Consider the following 20,862-nt stretch of genomic DNA (forward strand, 5'->3'; position numbering starts at 1 on the left):
GACTGTTTTTTATCAGCCGAGACCATTTGACCGCAAGCCGGGTTACAAAATCCATCACACTGTGCGGCGTCTCACCATGCGAAAAAACGGCGGCAATGTCGCAATCGACTAGCGAAAACCCGCACTTGCGCGGGGCCCCGTGCCGAAAGGGCCACCGCTATAATCGGCTGGCTTGTCTTTCGGGTAAGACAGCCCTCGGCCGTGAGCGCAGACAGCGTCCGGCCTGCAGGGCACGCCGCCGTGCCCGTTCGCCACAGGCACTGCGCTGCGCAGGCCGCCGTACCCCGGCGGCCGGTGCGTCACGGTCCGGCGCGCGGCCTCATGCAAGCCGTGCGCCCGCATCCGAATCAATATCTATAAGAGGAGAAGTGGAGATGGAACGTCGTTCCTTTCTGTTGAAAGCGTCGGCCGTGGCTGCCACCGGGGCACTGGCCGCGTGCGGCAAGGGTGAAGAGAAGGCAGCGCCTGTCGCCGCCAGCGGCCCGGCCGCGCCGGCCGTGGTGGGCAGCAACCCCGCCGTGGAATGGCGCCTGGCCTCGAGCTTCCCCAAGTCGCTCGACACCATCTTCGGCGGCGCCGAGACGCTGTCGGCCCGTGTGCGCGAACTGACCGACGGCAAGTTCAATATCAAGGTCTTCGCCGCCGGCGAAATCGTGCCGGGCCTGCAGGTGCTGGACGCGGTGCAGAACAACACCGTGCAGATCGGCCACACCGCCGGCTACTACTATTTCGGCAAGAATCCGACGCTGTGCTTCGACACCACCGTGCCGTTCGGCCTGACCACGCGCCAGCAGAATGCCTGGATGCTGCAGGGCAACGGCATGAAGCTGATGCGCGAGTTCTTCAAGGAATACAACGTCGTCAATTTCCTGGGCGGCAACACCACCGCGCAGATGGGCGGCTGGTTCCGCAAGGAAATCAAGACCGTGGCCGACCTGCAGGGCCTGAAGTACCGCATCGCCGGGTTTGCCGGCGTGGTGCTGTCGCGCCTGGGCGTGGTGCCGCAGCAGATTGCCGGCGGCGACATCTACCCCGCGCTGGAGAAGGGCACCATCGACGCGGCCGAGTGGGTGGGCCCGTACGATGACGAGAAGCTGGGCTTCTACAAGGTGGCGCCGTACTACTACTATCCGGGCTGGTGGGAAGGCAGCGCGCAGCTGTCGTTCTACGCTTCGGCCAGCGAGTTCGAGAAGCTGCCCACGCTGTACAAGCGCGCGCTGGAAACCGCCACTATCGAGGCGCACACCGCCATGACGGCCAAGTACGACACGGTCAACCCGCAGGCGCTGGCACGCCTGCTGGAAAACGGCGTCAAGCTGCGTCCGTTCTCCAAGGAGATCATGGAGGCCTGCTTCAAGGCGACCCAGGAGTCCTACGCCGACGAAACCGCGAAGAACCCGTCGTTCAAGAAGATCTACGACGACTGGCGCGTGTTCCGCAACAACCAGGCCGCCTGGTTCAACGTGGCCGAGCAGGGCTTCGCCCAGTTCAGCTTCGCGCGCAAGCTGTAAGCCGCGTGGCGCCCGGGCAACCGGGATAGCGGGCGGGCGGGCCCGCCGCAAACCCCATGGTCCCCCGGGAGCATGGGGTTTTTTGTTGGCGGCGCGTGTTCGCGGCACGCGCCGGCGGGGATGGCGCGGCCCCGGTAGAATCGCCGGCATCGATCGGAAAACCTATGCAACTCGGCATTCTCTACGCCTTGCTGGCGTACCTTATCTGGGGCCTGCTCCCGCTCTACATCAAGTCGCTCCCCGGCATCGCGCCGGTGGAGATCCTGCTGCACCGGATGGTGTGGTCGCTGGTCTTCCTGGGGCTGATCCTGGCCTGGCGCCGCCAGTGGGCGTGGCTGGGCCAGGTAGTCAGGGACCGGCGCCTGTTGCTGTCGTTTGCCGCCAGCGCGGCGCTGCTGTGCGCGAACTGGTTCCTGTACATCTGGGCGGTATCGGCCAACCGCGTGGTCGACGCCAGCCTGGGGTATTTCATCAACCCGCTGTTCAGCGTGCTGCTCGGCGTGGTGTTCCTGCATGAGCGCCTGCGCCGGGTGCAATGGCTGGCGATCGCGGTGGCGGCGGCAGGCGTGGCGTGGCTGACGGTGGCGGCGGGGCAGCTGCCGTGGATTGCGCTGGGCCTGGCCGCCAGCTTTGGCGGCTACGGGCTGCTGCGCAAGACCGGTGCACTGGGCGCGCTCGAAGGGCTGTCGCTGGAAACACTGCTGCTGTTCCCGCTGGCCGCAGCGGCGCTGGGCTGGCTGTTCGCCACCGGCCAGGACAGCTTTACGCACGCAGCGCCGGGTACGCAGTGGCTGCTGTTGCTGGCCGGACCGGTGACGGCGGTGCCGCTGCTGTTCTTTGCCGCCGGCGCACGGCGCATTCCGTTGTCGCTGCTGGGCCTGCTGCAGTACACCGGCCCGACGCTGCAGCTGCTGCTGGGGGTGTGGCTGTGGCACGAGCCGTTCCCGGCGCAGAAGCAGGTGGGGTACGCGCTGATCTGGCTGTCGCTGGCGTTGTATGCGGCCGAAGGGTTGTGGATGAATACCCGGCAGAAGCCCGCCGCCATCCAGTCGATCAATGAGACTACGTGAAAACCGATAGCATTCATTCATCCCACGGATAATCCGCAGTTAGCCGATCCCGGCCCTCATGTCCGCCCCGCCTGATGCCAGTCCCGCGGTCCAGCGCAAGATCATCCATTGCGACTGCGACTGCTTCTACGCCTCGGTCGAAATGCGCGACGACCCGTCGCTGCGCGGCCGGCCGATGGCCGTGGGCGGCGCACCCGACCGGCGCGGCGTGATTGCCACCTGCAACTACGAGGCGCGGGCCTACGGCGTGCGCTCGGCGATGGCCTCGGCACAGGCGCTCAAGCGCTGCCCGGACCTGCTGATCGTGCGGCCCGCGATGGACAAGTACCGCGAGGTCTCGCGCCGCATCTTTGCGATCTACCGCGAATACACCGCGCTGGTCGAGCCGCTGTCGCTGGACGAGGCCTACCTCGATGTCAGCCTGTGCACGCACCATGCCGGCAGCGCCACCCGCATTGCCGAAGAGATCCGCCAGCGCGTGCGGGAGGAAGTCGGGGTGACGGTGTCGGCCGGCGTCGGCCCCAGCAAGTTCGTCGCCAAGATCGCCAGCGACTGGAACAAGCCCGACGGCCTGTTCGTGGTCAGGCCGGCCGCGGTCGACGCCTTTGTCGCCGCGCTGCCGGTGGAGCGCATCCATGGCGTGGGCAAGGTCACCGCGGCCAAGCTGCGCCGGCTGGGGGCCGAGACCTGCGGCGACCTGCGGCCGTGGTCGCCGGACCGCCTGCATCGCGAGTTCGGCGTGTTCGGGGCGCGGCTGTACAAGCTGTGCCGCGGCATCGACGAGCGCGCGGTCACGCCCGAGCGCGAGCGCAAGTCGATCAGCGTGGAAGAGACCTATGCCGACGACCTGCCCGACCTGCAGGCCTGCCTGGCCGAGCTGGAGCCGCTGATCGCCATGCTCGAGGCGCGCATCGCGCGTGCCCAGGCACACGGCACCATCGACAAGCTGACGGTAAAGCTGCGCTTCTCGGACTTCCGCCAGACCACGGTCGAATGCCGCGGCCACGCGCCGGAACGCAGCGTCTATGCGCGGCTGCTGGCCGAGGGCCATGCGCGCCGGGGCCTGCCGGTACGGCTGCTGGGGGTTGGGGTGGGCACCAGCGACCGGGATACCGCGCAGCTGGAGTTGTTCGACTGAGCGTCAGTTTATTTATTCGATTTATCGATACAAAGAAATAAACCGACCATCGATAAATCACATCGATAAGCAGACCTACTGCAAGTCGTTGCGCATCACCAGCAGCCACGGCATGTGGGAATTGGTGACACCGTCGAGCCGGCCCGAATCGCCCAGTTCGATCTCTTCCATCGATACCGATTGCTGGACATTGCCGCCGATGGCGCGCACCACGCGCGCTGCCGGATCCACGGCGACCACGATGTCGCAATGCATCGGCGTGGTGCCGAAACCGATCTCGGCGATGTCCTCGAGATAGCGGTCGCGCCCGCGGCCGGCGCAGATGATGTCGCCGGGGCGGGGCATCGCGGGTACGGGCTCGATGCGGAATGCGGGGCGCGGCAGGATGCCGTCGCGGGCATCGACCACGTACATCGAGTGCGACTGGCCGGTCAGGAACTGGCGCTCGTCCAGGCCCGCCTTGCGCAACACCCATGACACAAAGACCGCCGACCAGGCCCAGGCGCCCTGCGTGACCTGCCTGCAGCTGGGCGTTTCGCCCACGATGCCCCAGTAGCGGCGCGCCAGCGTGCACCCCAGCGGCGTGGCCTCCATGCCAGTGCCATCGGGGAAAGACAGGCAGCTGGCTGCCGGTGGCGGGTTGCCGTTGGTCTTGGACTCGGTATCGGTGGTGGCCACGGCAGGCGCTGCGGCGTCGGTGGGCGACGCCGGCGGCAGCTCGGGCGGCAACTCAGATGGCAATTCCGGCGCCGGCACCGGGCTGTAGGTCACGCAAGAAGTATCGTCGCGGCCCAGCCGCACCACCTGTCCGCCCCAGCGGGCCCATTCCTGGGTGGCGATCTCGACAATGCGCTCGCGCGGCGTGGCGCCCGGGCTGGTCACCGGCCGCTCGCTATCCGGCAGCGCCCGTGCCTGCGGGCGGGCCGGTTCGACGACCGTGGTGCAGGCGCTCAGCAGCGCGGCGGCGCAGGCCGCGCAGGCGGCGCGCAGCGGCAGCAGCGGCGTGGGCGCCTGTGGAGAACGCTGTGGAATCAGCTGTGGAAAGCGTTGTGCATAACGCTGTGGAAAGCTGTGGCGCTGCGGACGGGCAAACATGTTGGCCCCACATGGCACGGCGCCCGGCATGGCGAGTTCTGGCCAAGGCTGGACGCCTGTTGGAAGACTTGGCGCGCGATCGCCCAAGCGCGGAGCGGGCGATGCGGCGGATACTGCAGGAGATTCAGGTCACGACTGTGGATAACGTCCCCGCCTGGCGCACGCCTGCGCCCTCGGGCACCGGGGCGGCGGCATGGCGGGGTCAGGCAATGCCGGGCTCTGCAGTGCAGCCCGTCAGGATCACTGGTTGACAGCGTCCTTGAACTTCTGGCCAGCCTTGAACTTCACGGTCTTGGCGGCTTCGACCTTGATTTCCTCACCGGTACGCGGGTTGCGCGCCATGCGCTCGCCACGCTCGCCCTTGCTGAACGTGCCAAAGCCGATGAGGCTCAGCGTGTCACCCTTGGCCACTGCGTCCATGATGGCCGACAGGGTCACGTTCAGTGCCTGTTCAGCCTTGGCCTTGGTCAGACCGTCCACCCCGGCTGCGATAGCGTCGATCAGTTCGGTTTTCGTCATGCTTCACTCCGTATCGAGTTGATAAAACACAGGCGTCCGCGGCCGGGCGGCCAGGCTGGCACCGCTCCGGCAAAGACGCCGCGGGCCACATGATACCGTGTCGGACAAGGCGCACCGGGAACAGATTGTTACCTGGCAGTTTCCGGGAGGCCGCGCCAGCACGGGGCTGGAAGCAAATCGAGGGGGTCAGCAGGGGGGCCCGCCATGGGCGGGATCGAAGCGTAAACGGCAAATCGTCCTACGTCAGGTACCTGGACTGCCGTGACCGGCCTGGCACGGTATACCCGCATGCCACGGGCCTTCAGAAGCCCGCAGACGGCCTTCAGACCCGGGCATAGGGTCTGGGCAGCCCTGAGCTCCTGCGCGGGCTGGAAGCGCTGTACGGCTGCAAAGCCGGGAGCTGCACTATGGTGCATGTCCGGATCCGCGCCGCCGCAGGCAGCGCTCCTGCGCTATTCGGCGCATGCATGGATCGTCAGCCGTCCGCACGACCCCGTTACCTGCCGGCAGGCGCGTATACCGCTGCGATCGACACCTTGATGCCGCGTATACCTCGCCGGCGTATACGCACCGACCAACGGGCAAAGAGAAAGTCTCTCGCAAACCCGCCGTTTACGCCTGCCGCCTTTTGGACGATGCCCCGGGGCCGGGGGTCGTTCTTTCGGTTTACCTTTTTCTTTCATGTATACAGATAGTAGTAGTAGGTAAACACCCGCAGCCGCTGTGGAAAACCCCGTAAACCTCTTTGCCTTCAAAGGTTTACGTAAACGAGAAGTGGTCTCATCGAGTGTTGGCCGAGGTGGAAGACTCAGCCCAATGGATGAGGCGCCAGCCGAACCCCCTCCGACTTATGCCCGAGGCATCCCCATGCCAGCCCCAGGCAGCCCACACCCAATCCGCGTGCTTGTCCACAGATCGGGGCGGGGTTATCCACACGCGGGGTGGTAAACGGTTGCCGCGTATACGGGGGCGGCCGCAGGGCGAGGTGGGACGTATACGGTGCCGGTCCGTGGTTCCGGTCCGTGGTTTGGGCCGGTAGCGGCCAGGCAGCGAAGTGTTGCCACGTATACGTGTCGCGGCCGCCCCGGTATCATCCCCGATCGCGCCGGGCGGCCGGCCCGGCCACCCAGGCACAACAGGCGAACGCACGGAAAGGCAAATGGCGGACAAGGCAAAGCGCAAGGCAGCGGGCGAGGGCAGCAAGAAAACGGCGAGCGACCGGATCGAGGTGCGCCAGTCAGGCGTGCACGGCAAGGGCGTCTATGCCATCGCGCCGATTGCCGAGGGCGAGCGCGTGATCGAGTACAAGGGCGAGCACATCTCCTGGAAGAAGGCGCTGGAGCGCCATCCGCACGATCCCAGCGATCCCAACCACACCTTCTACTTCAGCCTGGACGATGGCAGCGTCATCGACGCCAAGTACGGCGGCAACCGCGCGCGCTGGATCAACCACGCCTGCGAGCCCAACTGCGAAGCGCGTGAAAAGAAGGGCCGCGTCTTCATCCACGCGCTGCGCGACATTGCCCAGGGCGAGGAGCTGTTCTATGACTACGGCCTGGTGATCGACGCGCGCTATACCGCCAAGCTGAAGAAGGAATTCGAGTGCCGCTGCGGCAGCCCGCAATGCCGCGGCACCATGCTGGCGCCGAAGGAAAAGAAGAAGAAAAAGGCCAAGTAAGGCGCGCCCCGCGCACCAGCGCGGTTCAGGCCACCGACCCTGCCGGCTCGCAGGGGATCCGGATAACGAAGCGCATCACCGCGCGCCGCTCGGGCGCGCCGTCCGTGGCGGACGGTTGTGCCGCCGCGCCCGGAGCGGGAGGTACGTCCTCGATGCGGATGGTGCCGTGGTGCAGGGTCACGATTTCATGCACGATGGCCAGCCCCAGGCCGGCTCCGCCCGCCTGGTCGGCGCGGCCGCCGCCCGGCTCGGGGGCGCGGTCGCCGCGGAAGAAGCGCTTGAACACTTCCTCGCGCCGCTGCGGCGGGATGCCGGGCCCGTTGTCTTCCACCATCACCACCGCCATGCCGCGGTGACCCATGGCCTCGCCGCCGGCGCGCACGGTGATGCGCCCGCCGGCGGGCACGTATTTCACCGCATTGTCGATCAGGTTGGACAGCGCTTCGCGCATCAGCAGCCGGTTGCCGCGCACCACCGCCGGCGCGCTGCCGGTGAAGGTGGGCCCGGGCAGGATCTCGAAGCCCAGGTCGATGCGGCGCGCCAGCGCCTGCGGCACCCACTCGGCACCGATCTCGAAGGCCAGCTCGGCCAGGTCGAAGTGTTCCACCGGTCCCAGCCGTTCCAGCGACAGCCCGGGCTCGGCCCGCGCCAGCGACAGCAGCTGGTTGGACAAGCGCACCGCGCGGTCGGCCGCGGTCTGCACCTCGCGCAGCGCATGGCGCGCCACTTCCAGCGAATCGGCGCTTTGCGCGCGGTCGGCATGCAGCTTGACCGCGGTCAGCGGCGTGCGCAGCTGGTGCGCGGCATCGGCAATGAACTTGCGCTGCGCGTCGAGCGCATCGCGCAGCCGCGCCAGCAGCGCGTTCAGGCCCCGGATCAGCGGCGCCACCTCGGCCGGCACCTGGGTTTCATCCAGCGCGGCCAGCGAGCGCGCGGTCTGCCGGTTGAGCTTGTCGGCCAGGATCTGCAGCGGCACCAGCTCCTCCTTGAGCACGTGCGACAGGATCAGGCTGCCGACCAGCAGCAGCAGGATCAGCGGCACCGATACCGACAGCAGGATCTCGTTGGCCGCGGTCTCGCGCCGGTCCAGCAGCTCCGCCACTTCCACCACGATCGGGCCGCGTGCGGGCTTGCCGGCCTCGCTGGTGCCGAGTTCATCGACCGCGGCGCTGGGCAGCATCACCGGCAGCCGCACCGCGCGCACCTGGCGGCCGCTGAACCACGCATAGAACAGCCGCGCGTCGTGCAGCGTGGTCTGGCCGGTGCCGTAGCCCAGCCAGGTATCCATGCCGCCGATCAGCCCGTCGGGGCCGTGGATGCGCCAGTAGATGCGATCGGTGCCCTCGGCCTCGACCAGCGTCTGCGCAATCATCGGGATGTCCTGCTCCAGCCGTGGGCCGGCGATGCGGATCTGCTGGGCGATGTTGTTGGCCACCCCATACAGCGCCCGGTCGAACACCTGCGTGGTGTAGTGCGCCGCCAGCCAGTACGACAGCGAGCCGCTGGTCAGCACCAGCGCGAACAGCGGCGTGGCCAGCGCGCGCAGCAGGTGCACGCGCAGGCTGATGTTGGAGCCGGTGCGGGACGGCTGGCGCGTCGCCGTGGGCGCAGGGTTGAGTCCCGCGGCGTCAGCCGCAGCGGAAGATGGGGGCACGTTCCGCGTGGCGATGCGGGAGGCCGTGCGCCAGGAAACCCGGGAGGAGGTGCGGGAGCGAGGCCACATTGCGGGCTAGGCCAAAGGACAGGGCCGCGTGTGGGACAACTGCGGGGATAACCGCGGGGATAGCCACGGCGGCCGGAGCGGTTTCATTGTCCGGCGCGGATCTGCAGCAGGTAGCCGAAGCCGCGCACGGTGACGATCTCGACGTCGCTGTCCTCGAGCTTCTTGCGCACGCGGTGCACGTAGACCTCGATCGCGGTGTCGCCGACGGTATCGCCGCCCTCGCCGGCGGGGTGGGCAAAGGTGGCCAGGTGGTCCTGCAGCTGGGCCTTGCTGACCACGCGGCCCTGGCGCTGCAGCAGCAGCTCCAGCACCGCGAACTCGCGCGGCGACAGCTCCAGCGGGCGGGCGTCGATAAACATGCGGCGGTCGTTGCCGGACAGCCGCAGCCGGCCCAGCCGCACGTCGCGCTCGGGCGCGGCCTCGCCATGCTGGCTGCGGCGCAGCAGCACGCGCACCCGCGCTTCCAGCTCGGGCAGGGCGAAGGGTTTGATCAGGTAGTCGTCGGCGCCGGCGTTCAGGCCCGAGAGCTTGTCTTCGAGCTCGTCGCGCGCGGTCAGGATGATGACCGGCGTGGTGCGGTTGCGGGCGCGGTAGCGCGCCAGCAGGGTCATACCGTCGATGCCGGGCAGGCCCAGGTCGAGGATGACCAGGTCATGCTGCTCGCGCAGCAGGTGTTCGGTGGCATAGACGCCGTCGTGGACGACGCGTACCTGGTGGCCGGCGCGGGACAGGCCGGCTTCGACGCCGCTGGCAATCTGGCGGTCGTCCTCGATCAGCAGGATACGCATGGCGGCAGCTCGGGAAGGACGTTGGGCATGGCTGGCAGGCGGGCAGGCAGGATGGGCCGCACCGCGCACACGGCGATGCGGGCCTGCCGCAGATTGTACTAGGCGCCGCCCCCGGCTTCCTTACGGTTAGCCTACAGCCGCCGCCGCGGCCGGCCGGGTCAGTTGGTCACCGCGTCGGCGGCGCGCTCGATGAAATGGGCCAGGTCGATGTCGCGCTGGGTCAGGCCGTTGGCGTCGTGCGTCGACAGCGTGATGTCGACGCGGTTGTAGACGTTGAACCATTCCGGGTGGTGGTCGGCTTTCTCGGCCTGGATCGCCACGCGCGTCATGAAACCGAAGGCGGCGTTGAAGTCGTGGAAGGTAAAGCGCTTGAAGATCGCATCGCGGTCGGCGACGGTGGTCCAGCCGGGCAGTTCGGCGAGCAGCGTGGCACGGGCTTGCGGGGAAAGAGGGGTCATGGTGGGCTCGATCTGGATCTTGGAAAAAAGAAGGTCGCGCAGTGCGCAGGGGGCGCACCAGGCGGACAGCCGGCCCGCCCGCGCCGGGGCGGCGGGCATGCCGGCATTGTTTCACAAAGCGGGAAATGGAGCAGGGTTGGGGCAGGGCGCCCCGGGGTTTGGCCGGGCGCGCCGGATCAGATGTCTTCGGTATCGGCCCAGCCTTCGCGGGTGCCGGCGTTGAGCACCTGGTCGCCCTCGGCGATATCGCCGGCGCCCAGCGTCGGCTGCGCGCGCAGCGCTTGGTACAGCGGCGCGAAATCCGGGCGGGTGGCGTCGAACAATTGCTCGAAGCTGTCGATCACGAAGTAGGTCTTCTGGAAGGTGTCGATGCGATAGCGCGTGCGCATGATGCGGCGCACATCGAAGCCGATCCGGTTGGGGCTGGCCGAGTCCAGGCTGTAGATGGACTCGCCCTGGCTCGAGACGATGCCGGCGCCATAGATGCGCAGCCCTTGCGGGGTGCGGATCAGGCCGAACTCGACGGTGTACCAGTACAGCCGCGACAGCATCTCCAGCGCGCCCAGCCCCGCAGCTTTCAGGCCGCCCTTGCCGTAGGCTTCCATATAGTCGGCAAAGACCGGGTTGATCAGCAGCGGCACATGGCCGAACACATCGTGGAAGCAGTCGGGCTCCTGCAGGTAGTCGAGCTGCTCGGGCTTGCGCATCCACCAGCTGGCCGGGAAGCGGCGGTTGGCCAGGTGCTCGAAGAACACCTCGTCGGGCACCAGGCCGGGCACGGCGACGACCTGCCAGCCGGTGGCGCGCATCAGGGTCTGGTTGAGCTGGTCGAAGTCCGGCACGCGGTCTTTTTCCATGCCCAGCGTGGCCAGGCCCTGCAGGAATTCGTCGCTGACGCGGCCGCGCAGCATCGCGGCCTGGCGTTCGTACAGCTTGCGCCAGATGGCGTGGTCCGTGCTGGTGTAGCGGTGCACCGGCTGGGCGATGGTGAAGTCCGGGCGCAGTTCCTGGCCGGACAGCAGGCCGGCGTCGAACTGTTCCTTGAGTTTGTCGGTCAGGGTGCCCTGGAAGGCGCCGGGGGCTTCGTTGGCCATGGCGATGGACATTGGCTTGCGTCTCCTTGAATGCGTGCTGGCTGCATCGGCGCCAGCATGAATGCGGATTTACTGCGTAGTTTAGGCGCCAAAAGCCGCAATCTGTCCGCATAGTCCGCTCGATTACCGAGGATCATGCATATAATGCGCATATATCGACGTATGGATGCGGGATTCATGTATGGCTGCCCAAAGTATTTCCCTCGACGCGTATGACCTCGCCCTGCTGAGCGCGCTGCAGGCCGACGGCCGCACCACGCACCAGCAACTGGCCGAGCGCGTGCACCTGTCGCCGAGCCAGGTCGGACGCCGGCTGGCGCGGCTGGAAGCCGACGGCGTCATCACGGGATACCGCGTCAGCCTGTCCTCGCAGGCGCTGGGGCTGGGCGTGGTGGTCTTTGTCAGCGTCAAGCTGGCGCATCACGGCGACACCATCATCGAGCGCTTCCGCGAAGAGATCCTGCTGCTGGAAGAAGTGCAGGAGTGCTATTCCGTCGCCGGCGAGGCCGACTACCTGATCCGCGTGGTGGTGCCGGACCTGCCCACGCTGGCCGAATTCACCATGAAGCGGCTGATGCGCGTGCCCGGCGTGGAGAGCGTGCGGTCGAACATCGTGCTGACCGCGATCAAGTGCGAGGGGCCGCTGCCGCTGTCGCACCTGCGCTGAAATTGCCTGCGTAGCGCCTTGCCGGCGCGTGCCGGTCTTGCACTCCTGTGGCGTGCGTGTCACCCTCGCCGGGTGCCGCAAACGTGGCGGGAACGGAGGATGGCAGGATGAAGGGGATCGTCGCCCGAGTCGATCGGGGTCTTGGCAGTTCGCTACAGCAATCGCACCTGGCGCGGGCCTCTGCGACGGTGGCTTTGGCGGCCGCGCTGGCCAGCCTGGCCGGCGGCGCACTGGCAGCGCAGGTGACCCGTTTCTCGCCGGAAGGCACGGTGGGCCAGGTGCGGCAGGTGGCGATCCGCTTCGACGAAGCCATGGTGCCGATGGGCGATGTCCAGGCCACCGCGCCCGCGGCGGTCTCCTGTACCGGCGCCAGCACCAGCGGCCAGGCGCGCTGGATCGACGCCAGGAACTGGGTCTACGACTTCGCCAGCGACCTCCCTCCCGGCGTGCGCTGCACCGTGCGCATGCGCGCCGGCCTGCGCAGCGAGGCCGGCACCGCCTATGCCGGCAAGGCGGAATACCGCTTCGAGACTGGTGGGCCGACCGTGGTCTCGAGCCGGCCTTCCGGCGGCGAGATCGAGGAAGACCAGGTCTTCGCGCTGCGCTTCAACGGCGCCGCCACCGCGGCCTCGGTGCGCGAGCACGCCTGGTGCCAGGCGCAGGGGCTGGGCGAGCGCATCCCGGTGCGGCTGCTGGCCGGCAAGGAGCGCGAGGCCGTGCTCGAGGCGATCCGCTGGGACCGACTCGCCAAACCGGCGCCCGATGCGGTGCACCTGCTCGCCTGCCAGCAGCGGCTGCCGGCCGCGGCGCGGGTGCAGCTGGTGCTGGGCGCGGGCATCGCCACGCCGTCGGGCGTCGCCACGCGCGAGGAACGCCGCTTCGACTACACCGTGCGCGAACCATTCACCGCCAGCTTCAGCTGCGAGCGCGAGCACGCGCAGTCGCCCTGCACGCCGCTGCGGCCGATGTCGGTGACGTTCTCCGCGCCGGTGCCGCGCAAGCTGGCCGAGGGCGTGGTGCTGAAGACGCCGTCGGGCCCGCGCGCGCCGCAGTTCGACCCTGATCTGGCGCCGGACGCGAGCGTCACTGCGCTCACCTTCGCCGCGCCGTTCGCCGAGAAGGCCCAGTTCACCATCGAAGTGCCGCGCAAGCTGCAGGACGACAGCGGCCGCGCGCTGGCCAATGCGGACCTGTTCCCGCTCAAGGTGGCCACGGCCGCGATGCCGCCGCTGGCCAAGTTTGCCGCGGCGCCGTTCGGCGTGGTCGAGCGCTTCGGCGAGCTGCCGCGCGGCAAGTCGGCGGTTGACTATCCGCCGCTGCTGCCGGTGACGCTGCGCAATGTCGAAGCCGATCTTGCCGTGCGCGGCGTGCAGGCCCGGGCCGGCACCGTGATGAAGCTGCGCGTCGACGACGACGCTGCCGTGATGCAGTGGCTGGGCCTGGTGCGCCGCCTGCACGAGGCCAGCTATACGCGCGGCGAACTCGACGCGGTGCTGGCGGGCCGCTCGCCATACCGCGTCAACAATCCGCGCAACGCGGTGTCGATCGAAACCCGCTCGGTGTCGCTGCTTGAGCGCGCGCCGGGTGTGCAGAAACTGGCGGTGCCCAAGCCGTCGGGCGATGCGCCGCGGCCGTTCGAGGTGGTCGGCATCCCGTTGCCGGAGCCCGGCTTCCATGTGGTCGAGATCGCCTCGCCGATGCTGGGCGAGGCGCTGCTGGGCAAGCGCGCGCCGATGTACGTGCGCACCGCGGCGCTGGTCACCAACCTGGGCGTGCATTTCAAGCTGGGCCGCAGCAGCGGCAATGAGGACGACGGCAGCCGCAGCGGGGTGGCCTGGGTCACCGCGCTGGACGACGGCAAGCCGGTCCGTGATGCCGCGGTGGCGGTGCGCGATTGCAGCGGGCGCCTGCTGGGCGAAGGCCGTACCGATGCCAGCGGCTTGGCGCGCTTTGCCAGACTCGCCGCGGCACCCGGGAGCGCGTGCGACCAGAATGGCCTGTCGGGCTATTTCGTCTCCGCCCGCATCGCGGCCACCCACCCGCAGGCGCGCGGCAAGGCCGACATGGCCTTCGTGATGTCGGACTGGAATCGCGGCATCGAGAGCTGGCGCTTCAACGTGCCGACCGACACCAGCGCCACGCCCACCGTGCGCGCCCACACCATCTTCGACCGCACCCTGCTGCGCGCCGGCGAAACCGTGTCGATGAAGCACCTGATCCGCGCCGAGACCGCGCAGGGCTTTGCCTTGCCGCCGGCGAGCCGACCGTTGCCCACGCGCGTGATCATTCGCCATGAAGGCAGCGGCCAGAGCTACGAGCTGCCGCTGCAATGGCGCCAGACCGCGACCGGCGGGCGCAGCGCGGAAAGCACCTTCCAGGTGCCCGCGGCGGCCAAGCTGGGGGTCTATACGGTCGAGCTGGAAACGCAGAAGGGCGACGGTGCGCAAGACGATGGCGGCGCGCGCAGCTACACCAGCGGCAGTTTCCGGGTCGAGGCCTTCCGCCTGCCGGTGCTCGCCGGCACGCTGCAGGTGGCAGGCAAGGCCGGGCCCGTGGTGGCGCCGGCCGAACTGCCGGTGGGCGTCGAGATCCACTATCTGTCAGGCGGCGGTGCCGCCGGGCTGCCGGTGCGCGTGTCCGCGCTGCTGCGCGACAAGTACGTCAGCTTCCCCGGCTACGACGAGTTCTCGTTCAACCCGCCGCGCGCGCAGCGCGAAAGCGGCGGCGACGAAGAGATGGACGAGGACCAGCAGGGCGATGCCAGCGCCGATGGCCAAAAGCTGGTCGCCGACAAGCTGCCGCTGACGCTGGACAAGAACGGCAACGGCAGCGTGACGCTGCGCAAGCTGCCCAAGACCGAGGCCCCGCGCGACCTGGTGCTCGAGGCCGGCTTTGCCGACCCCAACGGCGAGATCCAGACGCTGCGCCAGACCGTGCCGGTATGGCCGGCGGCAGTGGTGGCCGGCATCCGCACCGACGACTGGGTCTCGGTCAGGCAGAAGCTGGCCGTGCATGGCGTGGTGCTCGACGTCAACGGCAAGCCGGTGGCGGACGCGCCGGTCAAGATCAATGCGCGCGCGCGCCTCACCACCTCGGCGCGCAAGCGCGTGGTGGGCGGCTTCTACCGCTATGACAACCGTACCGAGACGCGTGACCTCGGCACCGTGTGCGAAACCCGCACCGATGCCCAGGGCCGCGCGCGTTGCGAGGTGGCGCTGGAGCAGGCCGGCCAGATCGAGCTTGTAGCGAGCGCGCGCGACAAGGACGGCCGCACCGCGCAGGCCGCCTCGACGGTGTGGGTCACGCGCCAGGGCGAGCTGTGGTTCGGCGGCGAGAACCATGACCGCATCGACCTGCTGCCGGAGAAGAAGTCCTATGCGCCGGGCGACACTGCGGTGTTCCAGGTGCGCATGCCGTTCCGCCACGCCACCGCGCTGGTGGCGGTGGAGCGTGAAGGCATCTACCAGACCCAGGTGGTGGAGCTGCACGGCAGCGATCCCACCGTGCGCGTGCAGGTGAAGCCGGAGTGGGGACCCAACGTCTACGTGTCGGTGCTGGCCTTGCGCGGGCGCCTGCACGAGGTGCCGTGGTATTCGTTCTTCACCTGGGGCTGGCGCCAGCCGGGCGAGTGGTGGCGCGCATTCCGCAGCGAAGGGCGCGAGTATGCGGCGCCCACCGCGCTGGTCGACCTGTCCAAGCCGGCCTTCCGGCTCGGGCTGGCCGAGATCCGCGTCGGCAACGCCGGCCACCGGCTCGACGTCGCCGTGACCCCGGACAAGACCAGCTACCCGGTGCGCGGCAAGGCGCGCGTGGCAATCCAGGTGAAGCTGCCCGACGGCAAGCCCGCCGCCAACGGCGAAGTGGCGCTGGCCGCGGTCGACCAGGCACTGCTGGAGCTGATGCCCAACACCAGCTGGGACCTGCTCGACGCGATGCTGCAGCGGCGCGGCTACGGCGTCGAAACCGCGACCGCGCAGATGGAGATCATCGGGCGCCGCCACTACGGGCGCAAGGCGGTGCCGGCGGGCGGCGGCGGTGGCAAGAGCCCCACGCGCGAACTGTTCGACACGCTGCTGCTGTGGAACCCGCGCGTGCAGCTCGACGCAGAGGGCCGGGCCAGCGTCGAGGTGCCGCTCAACGATTCGCTGACCAGCTTCCGCATCGTCGCGGTGGCGGATTTGGGGCTGGGCCGCTTCGGCACCGGCAGCGCCACCATCGCCGCTACGCAGGACCTGCAGGTGATTTCCGGCCTGCCGCCGCTGGTGCGCGAGGACGACCGCTACCGCGCCATGTTCACGCTGCGCAATACCACCAAGCGTGCGATGACGGTGCAGGCCAGCGCGCGCGGCACGCTGCTCGGCAATGAAGCCGGCCTGGCGGCGCAGACCGTGCAGATTCCCGCGGGCGAAGCGCGCGAGATCGGCTGGGACGTGACCGCGCCAGCGCTGCTGGCCTACGCGCGCACCGGCACCGTGATGTGGGAAGTGCAGGCCAGCGAGCAGGGCACGGGTAGCGCCGCGGACCGCATCAAGGTGTCGCAGCAGATCGTGCCGGCGGTGCCGGTCACGGTGCAGCAGGCCACGCTGGCGCAGGTGGCGCCGTCGCTGTCGATCCCGGTCAAGGCGCCGCCGGGCGCGCTCGCCGATCCGGCCGGCAAGGTGCGCGGCGGGGTGCAGGTCAGCTTCCAGTCGTCGCTGGCGGGCGGCATGCCGGGCGTGCGCGAGTGGTTCCGCAACTACCCGTTCACCTGCCTGGAGCAGCGCGCCTCGAAAGCCATCGGCCTGAACGACAGCGCCGCGTGGGATGCGCTGATGGCGCAGTTGCCGTCCTACCTGGATGCCAACGGCCTGGCCTCGTACTTCCCGCTGAACAGCGACAGCGACTATGGCAGCGAAGTGCTGACCGCCTACCTGCTGGCGGTGACCGACGAAGCCGCGCGCGCGGGGCTGGCGCTGCGCATTCCCGACGCGCAGCGCGCGCAGATGGAGCGCGGCCTGACCGACTTCGTCGAAGGCCGCATCCGCCGCGACAGCTGGTCGCCGGTGGGTGGCACGCAGTATCTGGAGGTGCGCAAGCTGGCCGCGCTCGAGGCGCTGTCGCGCACCGGCCATGCGCAGGCGCGCATGCTCGGATCGATCCAGATCCTGCCGGCGCAATGGCCGACCTCGGCGTTGCTGGACTGGGCCTTGCTGCTCACGCGCGTGCACGACATCCCGCAGCGCGAGCAGCGCCTGGCCGAGGCCCAGCAACTGCTGCGCTCGCGCCTGACGGTGCAGGGCACGCGCCTGGCGTTCTCCACCGAGCGCAACGACAACTGGTGGTGGATGATGGCCGGCGGCGACGTCAACGCCGCGCGCCTGCTGGCGCTGGCGTCGGAGCTGCCGGGCTGGAAGGAAGATGCGCCGCAACTGGCCACCGGGCTGCTGGGACGCCAGGTGCACGGCGCCTGGGGCACCACCACCGCGAACGCCTGGGGCATGCTGGCGGTGACGCGCTTTGCGCAGGCCTTCGAGAAGACGCCGGTGGCCGGCACCACGCGCGCCAGCCTCAGCAATGCCGGCGACGCCCAGCGCAGCTTCGACTGGGCGCGCGCGCAGCGCAGCGACGGCGTGGCGCAGGGCAGCGTCGACCTGCCGTGGCCGGCCGCGGCCGAGGGCGGCACGCTGCAGGTGGAGCAGGTGGGCGCGGGCCAGCCGTGGGCCACGGTGCGCGCCATGGCGGCGGTGCCGGTGACCGCGCCGCTGGCCGCCGGCTACCGCATCCAGCGCACCGTCACGCCGCAGGAGCAGGCGGTGCCGGGCAAGTGGTCGCGCGGCGACGTCTATCGCGTCAAGCTGGAGATCGATGCGCAGGCCGACATGACCTGGGTGGTGGTCAGCGATCCGGTACCGGCGGGCGCGACCATCCTGGGCAGCGGCCTGGGCCGCGACTCGGCCATCGCCACGCGCGGCGAGCGGCGCCAGGGCGCGGCGTGGCCGGCCTATGTCGAGCGCACGCCGCAGGCCTATCGCGAGTACTTCGGCTACCTGCCCAAGGGCAAGGTCTCGGTCGAATACACGGTGCGGCTGAACAACGCCGGCGAGTTCGCGCTGCCGCCCACGCGGGTCGAGGCGATGTACGCGCCCGATGTATTCGGCGTGGCGCCCAATGCGCGCCTGGCAGTGGGGGCGCGCCCATGAGCTGGCTGGCGATGATGATGCCGGCGCGCGTGCGCGAGTGGTGGCTCGCGGGCGCGATGGCCGGCCTCATCTACGGCGCGCTGCTGGTGCAGGTGGCGCTGGACCTTCCCGAGGGCGCGCCGCTGACCGGGCATATCGCCATGCAGCCGGCGTGGAAGACGGCGATGGCGCTGCTGCTGGCGCGCGCCGCGTGGTTCCACCGCGTCCCCGGCGAACGCCGCTGGCTGGTCACCGCGCTGCTGTGCTCGGCGCTGGGCGATTTCCTGCTGGCGCTGCCGACGCTGTCATTCTCATTCATGGGCGGGCTCGGCGCCTTCCTGCTGGCGCACTTGGCCTACCTGCGCCTGCTGGTGCCGCTGGCCGGCGACACCCGCCCGCACCGGCTGGTTGCCTGCGGCGCCATGCTCGGCGTGGCGGGCACCATGCTGGGCCGCTTCTGGCCCAACCTCGGCACGCTGGCCGTGCCGGTCACGCTGTATGTGGGGGTGCTCGCGGCCATGGTGTGCAGCGCGCTGGTGGCGCGCCTGCCGACGCCGCTGGCGGCGCTGGGGGCGCTGTGCTTTGCCGCGTCCGACCTAATGATCGGCATTGCGCGCTTCCTGGTGCCGTTCGAATCGTTCCAGCTGGGCATCTGGTGGACCTACGCCGCGGCGCAGGTGCTGCTGGTGGCTGGGCTGGTATCGGGGCGTCCGCAGCCATGAAGCGGCGCGTGGCTGTCGTGGCGCTGGCGGCGGCGCTGGCGTGGGCCGCGCCGGCCGCGGCCTTGCCCACGTTCGCGCAGGTGCGCGCCGACTGGCGCAGCGCCGACGTGGTGGTGCTGGACCGCCACGGCGAGCCGGTGGGCCGCGTGCGCGACGACTTCCGCGCGCGCCGCGGCGACTGGGTGGCGCTGGCCGACACCTCGCCCGCGCTGCGCACGGCGATCGTGCTGTCGGAGGACCGGCGCTTCTATGCGCACAGCGGCGTCGACTGGCAGGGCGTGGCCGCGGCCGCCTGGGCCAACCTGTGGAACACGCGCACGCGTGGCGCCTCCACGCTGACGATGCAGCTGGCCGGCCTGCTCGATGAAGACCTGCGCCGCCCCGGCGCGCCGGGGCAGGGGCGCAGCCTGACGCAGAAGCTGGGGCAGGCGGCCAGTGCCGCGGTGCTGGAACGCAGCTGGAGCAAGGACCAGATCCTGGAGGCCTACCTCAACCTGGTGCCGTTCCGCGGCGAACTGGTGGGCCTGTCGGCGATGTCGCAGGTGCTGTTCGGCAAATACCCCGAGGGGCTCGATGCGCGCGAAGCGGCGCTGGCGGTGGCGCTGGTGCGCGCGCCCAATGCGCGCGCGGCGCAGGTGGCCAGCCGTGCCTGCGGCATCCTGCGCGAGATGCGCCTGCCGCGCGAATGCGACGGCCTGGAAGGTTTTGCGCAACTGGCGCTGCTGCGCACCGGGCCGGTGGCGCAGCGCGCCGCGGCGGCCGCGCCATCGGCGGGGTTCAGGCCGCTGGCGCCGCACCTGTCGCGGCACCTGGTCAGCGAGACCCGCACGCAGCTGCCAGCCGGCGCCGCCATGCCCGCGCGCATCGCATCGACGCTCGACGCCCGGCTGCAACGCGCTGCCGTCGCCAGCCTGGACCGCCACCTGCGCGAACTGGCCGGACGCCATGTCGAGGACGGCGCGGTGGTGGTGATCGACAACGCCAGCGGCGACGTGCTGGCCTACGTCGGCTCGTCCGGCGCGCTGTCCGGCGCCGCGCAGGTCGACCACGCCGCGGCGCTGCGCCAGGCGGGATCGACGCTCAAGCCTTTCCTCTATGAGCAGGCGCTGGAAGAGAAGCGGCTGACCGCGGCCTCGCTGCTCGACGACCGGCCGGTGAACCTGCCGGTGGGCGGCGGGCTCTACGTGCCGCAGAACTACGACCACCGCTATGCCGGCTGGGTCAGCCTGCGCGCGTCGCTGGCGGCATCGCTGAACGTGCCGGCGGTGCGCACGCTGGTGATGGTGACCCCGCACCGCTTCCACAAGCGCCTGGTGGCGCTGGGGCTGCCGCTGACCGAGGCGGGCGACTACTACGGCTACAGCCTGGCGCTGGGCAGCGCGGATGTGTCGCTGCTGGCGCTGACCAATGCCTACCGCGCGCTCGCCAATGGCGGCAGCTATGCGCCGCCACGATTGCGGCAAGGCGTGCCGGCTGTGCCGGCAAAGGCCGTGATGCAGCCGGGCGCGAGCTACGTGGTCGCCGATATCCTGTCCGACCGCCATGCCCGCGCCCGCACCTTCGGCCTCGACAGCCCGCTCACCACGCGCTTCTGGACCGCGGTGAAGACCGGCACCAGCAAGGACATGCGCGACAACTGGTGCATCGGCTGGTCGCAGCACTACACCGTGGGCGTGTGGGTCGGCAATGCCAGCGGCGCCAGCATGCGCGACGTCTCCGGCGTGTCGGGCGCGGCGCCGGTGTGGCACGACGTGATGGAAGTCCTGCACCAGGGGCGCGCCAGTCTCGCGCCCGCGATGCCCGCCGGGGTGGAGCGCGTGGCGCTGCGCTTCGACGACGGCCTGGAGCCCGCGCGCGAAGAAGTGTTCCTGGCGGGCACCGCGATCCGGCGCGTCAGCGTGGGCGCGCCCGCCGCGCGCGCAGGCACGCCCATGATCGCCACGCCGGCCGACGGCACCGTGTTTGCGCTGGATCCCGACATGCCGCCGGCCTCGCAGCGCGTGTGGTTCCATGCGCAGGGCGTGGCTGGCCAGTCGGCGCGCGCGGTCAGCTGGCGCATGGACGGCAAGCCGCTCGGACGCGGCGGCGAGGTGGCATGGCTGCCCTGGCCGGGACGCCACCAGGTGGAACTGCTCGATGCCGCCGGCAAGGTGGTGGACCGCATCGGCATCGAGGTGCGCGGCGCTTCGGTGCGCGCGCCCGTGCCCGCGGCCCGGCACTGAGGCCCGCATCGACGTGTTC

At 69.7% G+C, this 20,862-nt stretch carries 14 protein-coding genes; 8 read left to right on the forward strand and 6 right to left on the reverse strand.

The window, feature by feature from the left end:
- The first annotated feature begins 374 nt into the window (after positions 1 to 374).
- The 3 genes from LIN44_RS01400 (at position 375) to dinB (ending at position 3,719) form a co-directional block, all read left to right on the forward strand.
- Positions 375 to 1,511: a TRAP transporter substrate-binding protein gene (locus tag LIN44_RS01400; protein ID WP_227313237.1), complete on the forward strand. Its 1,137-nt coding sequence runs from the start codon at positions 375 to 377 to the stop codon at positions 1,509 to 1,511.
- 164 nt (positions 1,512 to 1,675) lie between these two features.
- Positions 1,676 to 2,581: an EamA family transporter RarD gene (gene rarD, locus LIN44_RS01405; protein ID WP_227313238.1), complete on the forward strand. Its 906-nt coding sequence runs from the start codon at positions 1,676 to 1,678 to the stop codon at positions 2,579 to 2,581.
- 58 nt (positions 2,582 to 2,639) lie between these two features.
- A complete protein-coding gene (dinB, locus tag LIN44_RS01410; protein ID WP_227313239.1) occupies positions 2,640 to 3,719 on the forward strand; it encodes a DNA polymerase IV in 1,080 nt (359 codons plus the stop codon).
- A gap of 75 nt (positions 3,720 to 3,794) precedes the next feature.
- Here the strand turns inward: dinB and LIN44_RS01415 are convergent, their stop codons facing one another.
- Together LIN44_RS01415 and LIN44_RS01420 are read right to left on the reverse strand one after the other, a co-directional pair.
- On the reverse strand, positions 3,795 to 4,814 hold the full coding sequence (locus LIN44_RS01415; RefSeq protein ID WP_227313240.1) for a DUF2272 domain-containing protein: 1,020 nt from the start codon (positions 4,812 to 4,814) through the stop codon (positions 3,795 to 3,797).
- Positions 4,815 to 5,054: 240 nt separating this feature from the next.
- A complete protein-coding gene (locus LIN44_RS01420) occupies positions 5,055 to 5,333 on the reverse strand; it encodes an HU family DNA-binding protein (RefSeq protein WP_012354324.1) in 279 nt (92 codons plus the stop codon).
- Positions 5,334 to 6,492: 1,159 nt separating this feature from the next.
- On the opposite strand from LIN44_RS01420, the gene LIN44_RS01425 reads away from it, so the two are divergent.
- The gene (locus LIN44_RS01425; RefSeq protein ID WP_227313241.1) at positions 6,493 to 7,011 is read left to right on the forward strand and encodes an SET domain-containing protein; all 519 of its coding nucleotides are present in this window, start codon (positions 6,493 to 6,495) and stop codon (positions 7,009 to 7,011) included.
- A gap of 25 nt (positions 7,012 to 7,036) precedes the next feature.
- On the opposite strand, the gene LIN44_RS01430 is transcribed toward LIN44_RS01425, so the two are convergent.
- The 4 genes from LIN44_RS01430 to phhA all read right to left on the reverse strand — a co-directional run bounded on the left by LIN44_RS01430 (position 7,037) and on the right by phhA (position 11,086).
- Positions 7,037 to 8,665 carry a sensor histidine kinase N-terminal domain-containing protein gene (locus LIN44_RS01430; RefSeq protein ID WP_370641597.1) on the reverse strand — a complete coding sequence of 543 codons (1,629 nt, stop codon included), beginning with the start codon at positions 8,663 to 8,665 and terminating at the stop codon, positions 7,037 to 7,039.
- Positions 8,666 to 8,817: 152 nt separating this feature from the next.
- Complete coding sequence (locus LIN44_RS01435) at positions 8,818 to 9,522, reverse strand: response regulator transcription factor (protein ID WP_012354320.1); 705 nt, start codon at positions 9,520 to 9,522, stop codon at positions 8,818 to 8,820.
- 158 nt (positions 9,523 to 9,680) lie between these two features.
- Positions 9,681 to 9,980, reverse strand: a complete 300-nt coding sequence (locus LIN44_RS01440; RefSeq protein ID WP_026164049.1) for a 4a-hydroxytetrahydrobiopterin dehydratase — start codon at positions 9,978 to 9,980, stop codon at positions 9,681 to 9,683.
- Between the two features lie 176 nt (positions 9,981 to 10,156).
- Positions 10,157 to 11,086: a phenylalanine 4-monooxygenase gene (phhA, locus tag LIN44_RS01445; protein WP_227313243.1), complete on the reverse strand. Its 930-nt coding sequence runs from the start codon at positions 11,084 to 11,086 to the stop codon at positions 10,157 to 10,159.
- 169 nt (positions 11,087 to 11,255) lie between these two features.
- Between phhA and LIN44_RS01450 the strand changes: the two genes are divergently transcribed.
- The 4 genes from LIN44_RS01450 to pbpC all read left to right on the forward strand — a co-directional run bounded on the left by LIN44_RS01450 (position 11,256) and on the right by pbpC (position 20,843).
- Positions 11,256 to 11,741 carry an Lrp/AsnC family transcriptional regulator gene (locus LIN44_RS01450; protein ID WP_227313244.1) on the forward strand — a complete coding sequence of 162 codons (486 nt, stop codon included), beginning with the start codon at positions 11,256 to 11,258 and terminating at the stop codon, positions 11,739 to 11,741.
- A 107-nt stretch (positions 11,742 to 11,848) separates the two neighbouring features.
- Positions 11,849 to 17,920, forward strand: a complete 6,072-nt coding sequence (locus LIN44_RS01455) for an MG2 domain-containing protein (protein WP_227313245.1) — start codon at positions 11,849 to 11,851, stop codon at positions 17,918 to 17,920.
- Complete coding sequence (locus LIN44_RS01460; protein WP_227313246.1) at positions 17,917 to 18,621, forward strand: lysoplasmalogenase; 705 nt, start codon at positions 17,917 to 17,919, stop codon at positions 18,619 to 18,621. The genes LIN44_RS01455 and LIN44_RS01460 overlap by 4 nt, the downstream gene beginning before the upstream one ends.
- A complete protein-coding gene (gene pbpC, locus LIN44_RS01465; RefSeq protein ID WP_227313247.1) occupies positions 18,618 to 20,843 on the forward strand; it encodes a penicillin-binding protein 1C in 2,226 nt (741 codons plus the stop codon). The genes LIN44_RS01460 and pbpC overlap by 4 nt, the downstream gene beginning before the upstream one ends.
- The last annotated feature ends 19 nt before the right edge of the window (positions 20,844 to 20,862 follow it).

It is taken from the genome of Cupriavidus sp. MP-37 (assembly GCF_020618415.1).
Lineage (GTDB): Bacteria > Pseudomonadota > Gammaproteobacteria > Burkholderiales > Burkholderiaceae > Cupriavidus.